This window comes from Enterobacillus tribolii (genome assembly GCF_003363015.1).
GTDB lineage: Bacteria > Pseudomonadota > Gammaproteobacteria > Enterobacterales > Enterobacteriaceae > Enterobacillus > Enterobacillus tribolii.
Window position 1 is genome coordinate 1 of record NZ_QRAP01000022.1, and the last position, 14,115, is coordinate 14,115.

A 14,115-nucleotide genomic window follows, 5' to 3' on the forward strand; every position below is an offset into this window, starting at 1 on the left:
CGTGAACTGCGTTACAGCACGCGGCTGACGGGAGGCGAGCGTTTTGTGCGTGAGCATGTGGTGCAGGGTCGCGGCGTGGTGCCGGCGGTGGTGCAGCTGGAGTGGGCGCGGGCGGCGGTCAGCCTGCTGCTGGAAGGGCATGCCGGTAGGATGGCGTTAACGCTGCGGGACGTTGTCTGGCTGCGGCCGTTGATCGTCGAAGAGGCGCTTGAGGTTCATATCACGCTGGCGCATTTGGATGACGGGCGCATCGGCTATGAAATCTACAGCGGTAAAGAGGGCGAAGAGATCGTCTACGGTCAGGGGTACGCACAAACCTCTCCGCCCGACGATGAAGAGTGCGAAGCCGTGTTGCCGGACACCGCCGCGTGGCGGCATGAACAGGCACAGTCCGTGGATATTGCCGGTGTGTACCAACGGTTTGAACGCAGCGGGTTGCGCTATGGTCAGGGCTTTCATGTGCTGCGTGAGGTTTGGGTGCATGACGAAACGGCGGTTGGTCTTTTGGCGGCCGGGCCGGCGGCGCTCAATGCCGGGTATAGCTGGTTACCGATGCTGCTGGATGGCGCGTTACAGACCGCAGGGTGCTTAAGCCCCGACGCGGGGCTGATGCTGCCGTTCAGCGTCAGGGAGGTGAAGGCGTTGCGCCCGCTTTCTTCGGCGGCTTCGGTGCGGGTCAGTCCAGCCCGCCATGGCGCAGAAGCAGCGCAAGCGTCGCAGCAGTGGGATATCACCGTCCTGGATGAACAGGGGCTCCCGGCCATTTATCTCAATGGTTTTAGCATGCGCCGGGTTAAGGCGGAGGAAGAGGCCGGTCTGCTGCTGGCCCGTCCGGTCTGGGAAACTCAGGCGCCGGACGAACATGGCACGCAAGCCGGCGCCGTTGGTGATCGCTGGGTGTTGGCCTGCGGCGTCACGCTGCCGCCGGCGCTGGCGGATAAACAGCCCGCGGCGCGGTGTATTGCGTGCTGCCCGGATGAGGGCGACATTGCGCAACGTTATACCGGCGGCGCGCAGCGGATTCTGACGTTGCTGCGCAATGAGATTGCCAATGTGGCGGTTGAGCGCGTGACGGCGCAACTGCTCGTCCCGGCGACGGGAGAGGCGGAGATTCTGCGTGGGCTGGGTGCCTTACTGCGCAGCGCGCAGCAGGAGTATCCGAATTTATTCGTTCAGGTCCTCGCGTTTGACGATATCAATGCGTTTGATGCATCGCGTTTGCACGCCATGCTCTGCGCTGAAGCGCCGGCCAGGTATGCGGAAGTTCGTTATACGGATGGCCGGCGTGAAACGATGCGCTGGGAAACCGCGGCGGCGCCTGACGAACCTGGCCCGATATGGCGCGATGGCGGCGTTTATTGGATTACCGGCGGGGTGGGCGGTATTGCCCGCCACCTGGCGTCGATGGCGCGGCAACAGGCGGCGAAACCGATCCTGATCCTCAGTGACATCGTTACCGCGCCGGATGAGCTGGAACTGCTCCAAAAACTGCGGGCAGGCGGCGCGACGGTGGAGATCGATCCCGTTGACGTCAGCGATGGAGCCGCAATGGCGGCGTGCGTGGCGCGTCTGGTCGAACGCTACGGACGAATCAACGGCATCGTGCATTGTGCCGGCATATTACGCGATCGGCTGATCCAGCAAATTGACGCCGCGGAGCTGACGGACGTTTTCGTGCCGAAAGTGCAGGGGGCGATCGCGCTGGATCAGGCGGTGGGCGATCTTCCTCTCGACTGGATGATCCTGTGCTCATCGCTGGCGGCGGTCTGGGGCAACCTGGGGCAGGCGAGCTACGCGGGAGCGAACGCCTTCATGGACCATTTCGCCGCGTACCGGCAATCGCTGGTTAACGACGGAAAGCGGCAGGGTCGTACGCTGTCGCTTAACTGGCCGTTATGGACCGATGGCGGGATGCAGGCTGATGAGGAAAAACGCGCCTGGCTGGCGCGGCACGCCGGCTTGCAGGCGCTGCCCAGCGGGATTGCCCTGCCTGCGCAGGAACAGGCGCTGAGCATGGACGGTGCGCAGATTGCGATCCTGTATGGCGCTCCGTCCCGCCTGCGGCAATTGCTGAATTCCGGTGAAACGGAGCGGCGCGTGCGGCCTGCTGAGGGCGGCACCGCGGCAGGTGAAGTGCAGGAGCAGGTCGCGCGCCGTTACCTGAGCCAGCTATTGGCGCAGACCCTGAAAATTCCCGCCGAACGTATCGATCCCCAGGCGCCGCTGGAGCAATACGGCATTGATTCCGTCATGTCTGTATCGTTGGTTCGCGACCTGGAAGAGGTATTCGGCCCGCTGCCGGTCACCCTGTTCTTTGAATATCAGAATATTGCGGCGCTGACACAGTATTTCATTCAGCACCATGCGGGTACGCTGGGCGACGTTTTATCCCGCGACGGTCGCGGCCGGCCTCCCGTTACAACGGCAACGGCGTCAGGCCGGCGCTATGGGCGGCACGCCCAGCCCCGGCCATCTGCACCGGCGGCGGACGGGCCATGGGATATCGCCATCGTCGGACTGAGCGGACGCTACCCCGGCGCGGAAGATATCAATACATTCTGGGACAACCTGAGCAACGGCGTTGACAGCATCACCGAGATCCCCGCCGGGCGCTGGGACTGGCAACGTGATTTTGACAGCCGCAAAGGGATCGCGGGGAAAAGCTATAGCAAATGGGGCGGCTTTATTGACGGCATGGATCGGTTCGATCCCCTGTTTTTTGGCATGTCGCCGCTGGAAGCTGAAAAAACGGATCCTCAGGAGCGCTTATTCCTGCAGTGCGCGTACCATGCTGTGGAAGATGCAGGCTATACCCGCGACAATCTGGTGGGAAGCGATCGGCTGGCCGGCGTTTTCGTCGGCGTAATGTACCAGGAATATCAGCTCTACGGCGCACAGGCCCAGGCCCGCGGCGACAATCTGGTGCTGCTCAGCAGCGCGGCGTCCATTGCCAACCGGGTTTCGTATTTCTGTAATTTCCAGGGGCCGAGCATCGCCGTCGACACGATGTGCTCTTCTTCGTTGAGCGCCATTCACCTGGCCTGCCAGAGTCTGCGGCAGGGTGAGTGCCGCGTCGCCATCGCCGGCGGCGTCAACGTCTCGCTGCATCCCAACAAATACCTGCAGCTGTCGCAGGGGCAATTCGCCTCCAGCACAGGCCGTTGCACCAGCTTTGCCGCCGGTGGCGACGGCTATGTGCCTGGTGAAGGCGTGGGCGCGGTCGTGCTTAAATCCCTGCATCAGGCCATCGCTGACGGCGACCATATTTACGGCGTTATCAAAGGCAGCGCCCTGAATCATGGCGGAAAAACCAACGGCTACACGGTCCCCAATCCGGTCGCGCAGAGCCGTGTTATCAGCCGGGCCCTTGATATGTCAGGCGTTGACGCCCGGCGTATCAGCTATATCGAAGCCCATGGAACGGGAACGTCGCTGGGCGATCCCATTGAAATCCGGGCGCTGAGCCAGGCTTTCGGCGAACGCACCCGGGACACCGGCTTTTGCGCCATCGGTTCGGTCAAATCCAACATCGGGCACTGTGAGAGCGCCGCCGGTATTGCCGGGCTGAGTAAGCTGTTGCTGCAAATGCGGCACCAGCGGCTGGTGAAAAGCCTGCACAGTGAAGAACTGAACCCGTACATCTCTTTTGCCGATACACCGTTCGTGGTTCAGCGGGAGAATGCGCCGTGGCCGTGCGCGGATGGCATGACGCGTATCGCGGGGCTGTCTTCTTTCGGTGCCGGTGGTTCCAATGCTCACCTGATCGTCGAAGAGTATCGGCCGGCGCAGGATATTCCGGCGGAGAGCGACGGTGAGCAGGTGATCGTGCTGTCGGCGCGGTTAGCCGGGCAATTGCACACCAAAGTGGTTCAACTGAGCGACTACTTACGCCGCCATGAGATTAACCTGGCGGATCTGGCCTGGACGTTACAAACCGGGCGCGAAGCAATGGCAGTCAGGCTGGCGCTGGTCGTGACGTCTCAGCAACAACTGCTGGAACGGCTGGACGCGCTGCAAAACGGCGGGGAGGGCGGCGCAGGCGTCTACCAGGGCGAGGCTGCTCCGCTGGCCGACGCCGCGCCGCATACCGGTGGCGATGCGGATACGCTGGCCGCCGCCTGGGCCGGCGGTGCAACCATTGACTGGAACGCCCTGCATCCGGCGCAGCGCCCGCGGCGTCTGAGTCTGCCGCTTTATCCTTTCGCCCGCGAGCGTTGCTGGGGCGTGCCGGACTTTGGCGCATCCGTAATCAGCGGGGGCGGGCGGCTGCATCCGTTGATTGAAAGCAATATTTCCGATCTGCATCAGCAGCGCTATTGCACCCGGCTGAATGGCGAAGCGTGGTTCCTGCGCGAGCATGTGGTGCAGGGCAATGCCATCGTACCGGCGGCGGTGCAACTGGAGTGGGCCAGGGCTGCCGTCAGCCTGGCGCTGGAAGGTGTTGCGGACCGGCATGCGCTGTGTTTGTGCGACGTTGCCTGGCTGCAACCGCTGGCGGTTGTTGATACCGCGCAGGTCAATATCTCCCTGGCGCCGTTAAGCGGCGGGGATATCGAATACCGCATCTACAGCGGTGACGACGGCGAACCGCAGGTCTATAGCCAGGGGCGGGCCAGCCTGCCGGCGGCTGATTCCATACCAACGCTGGATCTGGCCGCTTTGCGCGGGCGCTGCGGGCGCTCGCTTGACGGAGCGGCGTTGTATCAGCGTTTTGAACAGGTGGGGCTGCACTATGGCCCGGCGTTTAACGTTCTGAAGCGACTGCACATCGGTGACGGGTTGGTGGTGGCGGAACTTGTTGCGACAGACGGAACGCTGAGCCGTGACTACACCTGGTTACCGGATATGCTGGACGGCGCACTGCAAAGCTGCGCCGGAATGATGAATGACGGCGATTTAGCGCTGCCGTTCTCCCTGAAAAAAATTGAATCCCGGCAGGCACTTTCAGCCACGGCCTGGGCCGTGATACGCACCGGCGCCGGCGACACGCCGGCGCTGCGTAAGCTGGACATCGACATTACCGACGAACGGGGCACCGTTGCGCTGCGCCTGCAAGGTTACGCGACGCGCCCGGCGGTGGCGGGCGACGCAGCGCAACAAGCCTCTGCCGACGACGTTGGGGCGCTCTCCTTCGTTCCCGCCTGGCAGACGGCGGATGAGCCGGAAACGCCGCAGGCTTCCTGGCTGCAACCTTATGAAATAATTCTGAATAATGACCCGACGCCTGCGCAAATCACCGGAATGCTGGGGGCAGAAGAGACTATCCGGCACCTGTTGTGGCGGCCGGATGGCCTGCCGGAGCCGGTGATAGCGGGGCTGCGCCTGGTGCGTGCTTTGCTGGACGCCGGGTATGGCAAGCAGCCGCTGGCCCTGACGGTGATTACCACGCAGGGCGTGGCGGTGTTCGATCATGAACAGGCCGATCCGCAGCAAAGCAGCGTTCATGGCTTGATCGGTGTATTGGCGAAAGAGTACCCGCACTGGCAGGTCCGCCTGTTGGATCTGCCCGCCGGCGGGGCGGTGGACTGCGACTGGCAGAGCCAGCCGGCGGACCCTCAGGGGAATACGCGCGCCTGGCGCGAGGGCCGCTGGTATCAACAGTGCCTGCTTCCCGTTCAGCCGGATATGCCGGCAGCCGCGCAGGCGCCGTACCGCCAGGGCGGCGTGTATGTCGTCCTCGGCGGCGCGGGCGGGCTTGGCGTTGCCTGGAGCGAGGATCTGATTCGGCGCTATCAGGCACAATTGATTTGGCTGGGGCGCCGCGAAGAGGACGACGCGATCCGCAGCCAGTGCGAACGGCTGAGCGAATTTGGCCCGCGTCCTCTTTACCTGCGGGCGGATGCCGCCGATGCGCAGGCGCTCGACGCGGCGCGTGAAACCATCGTCGCCCGCTTCGGCGCGATCCACGGCGTGGTGCATGCCACCATCGTACTGGCTGACCGCACCCTGGCAATGATGGACGAACCTTGCTTCGCCGCCGTCTTGCAGGCCAAAACCGTGACCGCAGACAACATGGACGCGGTATTCGGGGCGCTGCCGCTTGATTTCATGCTGTTCTTCTCTTCCATACAGAGCCTGTCGCGTTCGCTGGGGCAGTCAAACTATGCTGCCGGCTGCTGTTACATCGATGCGTTGGCCCACAACATGCGCAGCCGGGCTTACCCGGTGAAGGTGATGTCGTGGGGGTATTGGGGCGGTGTCGGCGTTGTCGCGCAAGACAGCTACCGCGCGAGAATGGCGCAGCTTGGTTTTGGTTCGATTGAACCGGAAGATGCGATGCCCGCCCTGGAACGCTTGCTGGCGTACCCCGGCGGACAAATGGCGTTTGTGAAAACCACCCGGGCGGAGACGACGCGGCTGTTATCCCGCTCAGCCCGGAGCGAAATTATCCTGGCGCCGCGCGCTTGCGCAGGTGAGGATTATCAGGTGGCGCCGTCATCAGCCCGCCTGGCGTTGATCGACGACGCGCTGCCGCAGCTTACGGTGCTGGAAACGCAACTGATGCCGTTGCTGTGGGCGCAACTGGCGCAGCTCGGCTGGCTGGACGAACAGACCTCACCGCCGCGTTACCGTTCATGGCGTGATGCGGCGCTGGCGCTGTTGCGCGGCGCGGGCGTCAACACGGACGAGCCTGCACCACTATGGCAGACGGTGTGGGCGCAGTGGCAGCACTGGAGCCAAACCGCGCGGGAAAATCCCGTGCTTGGCGCTCAAATCCGGCTGGCGGAGACGACCCTGAGCGTGCTCTGTGACGTGCTGGGCGGCAACCTGACGGCAACCGAAGTGATTTTCCCGCAGGGGCAGGCCGATCTGGTCGAAGCGGTCTATCGCGGCCATCCCGTGGCCGACGCATTTAACGAACTGCTGGCCGATCAACTGGTTGCCTGGCTGCAGGCCCGCCAGCCTCAGGAACCGGTACGTATTCTGGAGATCGGCGCCGGTACCGGCGGCACCAGCGCCGTCCTGTTCGAACGCCTGGCTCCCTGGGCCGGACAAATAGCAGAATATGCCTATACCGATGTCTCCGGCGCCTTCCTGGTATACGCCCGGACCCGTTTTCAGCAGCGTATTCCTTATCTGAACCCTTGCCTGTTTGATGTGGAGCGCTCACCGGCTGAACAGAATCTTATGCCGGGCAGCTACGATATCGTGGTGGCTTCCAACGTTCTGCATGCGACGCGCGATATCCGCAATACCGTAAACAACGCCAAAGCGTTACTGAAGAACAATGGCCTGTTGCTGATTAACGAAATTGCCGCACCCAGCGTATTTGCCCATCTGACCTTCGGGCTGCTGGACGGATGGTGGCTGGCGCAGGATGCCCCGCTCAGGCTGAACGGCACGCCGGCCCTTTCTGCCGCAAGCTGGCGGCAGGTGCTGGAGGACGCGGGATTTTGCGGCGTGGTGATGCCGGAAAATGGGCTGCATGTATTGGGCCAGCAGATTATCCGGGCAACCAGTAACGGCGTCATACGGCTGGGACGCACCGCAGTGGGAGATGCCGTCAGCACCGCGCCACCACCTTCTGCGGCGGATGATGACCTGAAGGCTGCGGCGGTCCGCCGTCTCCGGCACATGGTGGCCGAAACGCTGAAAATGCCGGCGGCGCAAGTGAAAGCGGAGGAACCGCTGAGTGTTTACGGCGTGGATTCGATTCTTGCCGTGCGGGTGGCTCAGGCGTTGGGCGAGGTGTTTGACGGCGTCGACGCGACGTTATTGTTTGAGCATCCGAGCATTGACGCCCTGGCCGGGCATTTTACCGCCACGCAGCGTGAGGCCACGCAGCGATGGCTGGGCATTGCGTCTCCGGCGCCGGCTTCCGAACGGGCGGCTGTCCGTTCGGCCGGCCGCTTTATCGCGCCCCTGCCGGCGAAGGCCGCCAGCGGAGCCAGGGATGTCGCCATTGTGGGGCTGAGCGGACGCTACCCCAATGCGGCAACCCTTGAACAATATTGGGAAAACCTGCGCGATGGCGTGGACTGCATCAGCGAGATTCCGGCTCAGCGCTGGGATTGGCGGCGCGACTTTGACGAACGCAAGGGAACGGAAGGCAAAAGCTACAGCAAGTGGGGCGGCTTTATTGATGATGCTGATGCTTTTGATCCGCAGTTCTTCGGTATCGCGCCGCGCGAGGCCGAGCGGATGGACCCGCAGGAGCGCCTGCTGCTGCAATACGCCTGGAGCGCCCTGGAAGATGCGGGCTACACCCCGGCCACCCTGGCGCCGCAAGGCCGGGCAGGCGTGTTCATCGGCGCGATGAACAGTCACTACACGGTTCAGCCTGTTCAGTGGTCGCTGGCTAACCGCATTTCATATCTGTTCAATTTACGCGGACCGAGCCTGGCGGTGGATACCGCCTGCTCCTCATCGCTGACGGCGATTCACCTAGCGCTGGAAAGTCTGCGCCAGGGGGAGATTGATTGCGCGATCGCCGGCGGCGTTAACCTGATCGTTGATCCCGTGCAATATCAGACCTTATCCGCCATGACCATGCTGTCGACGGACAGCCAATGCCGCGCGTTCGGCGAAGGGGCTGACGGGTTCGTCGATGCGGAAGGCGTTGGCGTGGCTGTATTAAAACCGTTGGCGCGTGCGGTTGAGGATGGCGACCATATTTATGGCGTCATCAAGGGCAGCGCGCTGAATCACTGCGGGAAAACCGGCGGTTTCACTGTACCGGACCCCAAAGCGCAGGCGGACGTGATCGAACGGGCGCTCAGCGAGGCGGGCGTTGATGCCCGCTGTGTCAGCTACGTAGAAGCCCACGGCAGCGGTACCGCGTTGGGCGATCCGATAGAAATCAGCGGGCTGACCAGGGCGTTTCGTCAACATACCCAGGATAAGGGATTTTGCGCGATAGGTTCGGTTAAGGCCAGCATCGGCCATTGCGAAAGCGCGGCAGGCATTGCGGGTTTGACGAAAGTGCTGATGCAGATGCAGCACGGCCAGATCGCCAAAAGCTTGCACAGCGAAACGCTGAATCCGCATATCGACTTCCGGGCCACGCCGTTTACCGTACAGCAGCAAACCCAGCCCTGGCCCCGCCCGGTGGTAACCCTTAACGGCGTTGAGCGCGAGTATCCGCGCATTGCCGGCGTGTCCTCTTTCGGCGCCGGCGGGGCGAATGCCCACCTGATTGTTGAAGAATACCCGGCGGCGCAGCCTGATACAGCAACGGACTCACCGGTCATCGTGGTCCTGTCTGCGCGGCGCGGCGAACGGTTGCAGGCGTACATGCAGCAACTGCTGGCGTATCTGGAGCGGCATACGGTCAACCTGCGCGATCTGGCATACACCCTGCAGGTGGGGCGCGCGGAGATGGCCGTGCGCATCGCGCTGGTCGCGGATTCCCAGGCTGCGTTAATCGGCCAATTACGGCAGGTGTTACAGGGCGATACGCTGCCACCGCAGGTTTACCGCGGTGAAGTGAAGTCGCATCAGGATTTGCTGGCGCTGTTCTCCTCTGATGATGAAATGCACGAGGTGATGAAAAGATGGATGGCGCGCGGCAAGCTCAACAAGCTGGCGGAGTGCTGGGCCAACGGCGTCAGCATTGACTGGCAGGCCTTCCACAGCGGTACGCGCCCTGTGCGCCTGAGCCTGCCGACTTATCCGTTTGCCCGGGAGTCTTATTGGCAACCGCAGCGGCGGCTGAACGACGCTCCCGCAGGCTTCCTGCATCCGCTGTTACACCGCAATACTTCTGACTTCAGCCAACAGCGCTACAGCACCCGGCTGATGGGGGCTGAGTGGTTTATCGGCCCGCGGCGCACGGTGCCGGCGGCGGTGTTGCTGGAGTGGGCGCGTGCGGCGGTCTCATTGGCCCGTGGCGCGTCTGATGACGGTACGTGCATTGCGTTGCACGATGTCAACGGGCTGCAAACGCTGAGCGTGGACAGGCCGCGGGAGGTGCAGATCTCGCTGGTGCCGCAGGATGACGGACGCATCGCCTGGGAAATTTATGATGACACGGCGGAACCCGCGCAGGTTTTCTGCCGGGGCTATGCGTCGTTCATCGCCGGTCAGGAGGAACAGGTTGTTGACGTGGCGGCATTACGCGCGCAGATGTCACAGCGGCTGGATGCTCCGGCACTCTACGCCGGGGCGGATGGCGCGGGCGATGCGTTTCGCGCCCTGCGTTTCGTCAGCCGTTGCGGGGAGCGCATCCTCGGGCGGCTGGAAACCCCGCGCGATCACGACAATGGCGCCTGTTTCTGGCCGATGGCGGCGCTGGACGGCGTGCTGCAGGTCAGTGACACGCTTTGGGACGGCGGAGCGCACGGAGACGCGCCTTTTACCATCAATGATATCTATGGCTGGGATCGCTTACCGGCCTGCGCCTGGGTGATCGTCAGCCCCGTGGCGCAGAATGGGTCAGAACCGTGCTCACGGGATATCACGGTAACCGACGATCAGGGGCGGATCGTGCTGCACCTCGCCGGGGTTCATGTTGAGACAGGAAACGCCGGGGCCGAAAGATTACTGGCTATCCCTGAATGGACGCCGCAGGCGCTGCCGCCGCTGTCGCCCTTCGCCGGGCAGCACGAATTATTGGTTTGCGAAACGGCATTGCCGCCCGGGCTGAACGTGGTATCCGGCGTGGATCATTGCATCGTGCTGAGTGCAGAGGGGACGCTTGCGCAACGTTATGACGACTATGTCCGGCAGTTACTGGAGCACGTCCGGCGCATCACCGCGCTGCCGGAGCGCGGACCCGTCATGCTGCAACTGCTGTTGCCGGCATACGGCGCCGGAGAAGCGATACAGGGATTAGCCGCCTTCATGCGCGTAGTGGCGTGCGAATACCCGTCTCTCGCAACCCAAACCGTATTGATGGATGACGCGGCAGGGTATGAGGCGGAACACCTGGCTCAATTATTAAAAGCGGAAGCCGCCAGTAGCGCGCCGGTGGTGCGTTATTCGGCAGGCCGACGCGAGGTGCCGGCGTGGCTTACGCCGGAGAACGACGGAGATGCGCCGCTGCCCTGGCGGGACGGCGGCGTTTACTGGATCACCGGCGGCTTGGGCGGTCTTGGCCGCCAGTGGGCCGCGGCTATCGCCCGTCAGGCAAACCCGGTGCTGATCCTGAGCGGGCGTTCTGCGGACACACCTGAACAGGATGCATTTATCCGGACGTTGCGCGAACGGGGGGCCGTCGTAGAGTTCCATGCTCTCGACGTAAGCGACCGGGAAGCGGTCAGACAACGGGTGAACGACATTGTGGCCCGCCACGGCCGGCTTAACGGCGTGATTCACTGCGCCGGTGTGTTGCGCGATCGTCTGGTGCCCAATATTACGCAGGATGATTTGCGGCAGGGGCTGGCGGCAAAAACCCGCGGCGTCGAGATCATTGATGAGGCGACGCGATCGCTGGAGCTGGACTGGCTGATCCTGTGTTCTTCGCTGGCAGGAGCCTGGGGGAATATCGGGCAAAGCGTTTATGCCGCGGCTAACGGATTTATGGACGGCTACGCGCGCTATCGCCAGGCCCTGACGGAACGCGGGGAGCGTCACGGGCGGACTCTGTCCGTTGGCTGGCCGCTGTGGGCCGGGGGCGGAATGCAACTGGAGGCCGGGCGTCAGGCGCAACTGTTTGAACATCTGGGCATGGTTGCCCTGCCGACGGATGACGCGCTGGCGGCGCTGGCACAACTGCTGCGTCAACCGGCCGCGTACGGCGTGGTTCTGTACGGGCGGCGGCATTCTCTTTGTCAGTGGCTGCATCAGCCCGTTTCCACCATGCCAGAGCAGCCGGCGGAGGAGATCAGGCACGACGTCCCGGAAGCGGATCACGATCTGGCGCAACGGATAGAGCAACAGATCGGCGGGATGGTGATGGCGCATCTGAAACTGCCGGCAGAGGCGCTGGATCGTGATACGTCGTTTAATGATCTTGGCTTTGACTCTGTCAGCCTGACCGCGTTTGGCAATATGCTGAACGCCCGTTACGGCCTGATGCTGACGCCGTCAGTTTTCTTTACCGCACCAACGCTGGGGCAGTTTGCCGGATACCTGGCACGTGAACATGCCGGCGCGTTTGCTGCACCGGACGCACGTCGCCCGGCTTCCGTTCTGCCCTCTCTGCCGCCGGCCAGCCCCCTCCGGCGTGACGCCCTGCCGCGCATCGCATTGCCGGCTAACCACCGTCTGCGCGCCGCGCCGGTTACGGCGCGGGAGAGAGAGGCGATTGCAGTTATCGGAATGAGCGGCAGTTTCCCGCAGTCGGCGGATATCGACGCGTTATGGGAAAACCTGATGGCAGGGCGCGACTGTATCGGCGAACTGCCCGCTGAACGCTGGCCGGGGCCGCTGCCCGCCTTACGCCACGCCGGCGTGCTGGATGGCATGACCGAATTCGACCCGCTGTTTTTCGGCATTTCGCCGCGTGAAGCGCAGGCCATGGATCCGCAGCAGCGTTTGCTGATGACGTATGTGCACCACGTTATTGAAGATGCGGGTTACTCCGTACGCAGCTTGTCCGGCAGCAATACCGCGTTGCTGGTGGCTACCGGAAGCACCGGTTACGGAAACCTGATGTCGCAGGCGGGCAGCCCGATTACCGGGTACAGCGCCATAGGTGTCTCTGACATCATGGGGCCGAACAGAATGAGTTACTGGCTTGACTGGCACGGGCCGAGCAACGCGATCGATACCGCCTGCTCCAGTTCCCTGATCGCGGTGCACCGGGCAATACAACTGTTGCGTACCGGGCAGTGCGATCAGGCGGTGGTCGGCGGCATCAATACGCTGTTATCGCTGGAGGTGCATGAAAGCTTCATCCGGGCCGGTATGCTCAGTCCCAACGGGCGCTGCCGCACGTTCTCCGGGCAGGCTGACGGCTATGTACGCGGCGAAGGCGTCGGGATGCTGATGCTCAAACCGCTGAGCGCGGCGCAACGCGATGGCGATCACGTCTATGGCCTGTTGCTCGGCAGCGCCGAGAATCACGGCGGGCGCGCCGCCTCGCTGACGGCACCTAACCCACTCGCCCAGGAGCAGGTGATTGTCGCGGCGCACCGTCAGGCGGGCACCGACTTGCGCAGCGTTGGTTACATTGAGGCGCATGGTACCGGTACACCGCTGGGTGATCCGATAGAGATCGAAGGGATCCGGCAGGCATTCCGCACGCTGGCGCAGGAACAATCGTTACCGGCGGCAAGCTGCGGGGTGGGATCGGTTAAAAGCCATGTCGGTCATCTGGAGTTGGCCGCCGGGGTAGCCGGGCTGATCAAAATCATACTGCAACTCCGTCACCGCAAGCTGGTGGCGAACCTGAATTGTTTGCCCCTGAATCCGAACATCAGGCTGGAAGATGGGCCGCTGTACGTGGTCAGCGAAACACGCGACTGGCAGGCTGCCACTGATGAAAAGGGGCGCCCCTTGCCGCGCAGCGCAGGCGTAAGTTCGTTCGGTTTCGGCGGGGTGAATGCGCACGTCGTGGTGCAGGAATATCAGCCTCCGCAGGATGGCGGGACGGCCGTGATGTATCCGCTGCTCATCGTTCTTTCCGCCCGTACCGCACCGCAACTGCATCAACGCGTTATGCAACTGCATGACTACCTTGAACGGCAGGATGTGAACCTGGCGGATCTGGCCTGGACACTACAGGCAGGGCGTGATGCCATGGCCCACCGCTTGGCGTTGGTCGTGCATTCCGCGCAGGATCTGAACCATAAGCTGCAATGTGTACTGAAAGGCGGGGCAATCCCGCCGGACACCTATCAGGGCGAAATCAAACCCCGTAAAGGCGTGATGACGCAGTTTGGCGCGGATGAAGATCTGCGCGTGGCCGTGCAGTCGTGGATTGCAAAAGGAAAACTCAGCAAGCTGGCGGAGTTTTGGGTTCAGGGGCTGGAGGTTGACTGGCCGGCGCTGCATCGGGACAAGCGTGCATGCCGCCTGAGTTTACCGACGTACCCGTTCGCCCGCGACCGTTACTGGTTGCCGGAAGCACAGCCACAGACACAGCCAGCGCCGCCAGCGGGCGGCAGCGGGCTGTATCCGGACGCGCCGGACTCTGGCCGCCAGCGCTACAGCACCACGCTGACCGGGCGGGAATGGTTCCTGCGCGACCATGTCGTGCAGGGGCAGCCCATCGTACCCGGCGTGGTGCAG

The 14,115-nt window shown here is 63.1% G+C and carries 1 protein-coding gene; it reads left to right on the forward strand.

Features of this window, described 5'->3' with window-relative positions:
* The coding region (locus C8D90_RS21730) for an SDR family NAD(P)-dependent oxidoreductase (protein WP_115460543.1) at positions 1-14,115 on the forward strand (14,115 nt) is incomplete at both ends.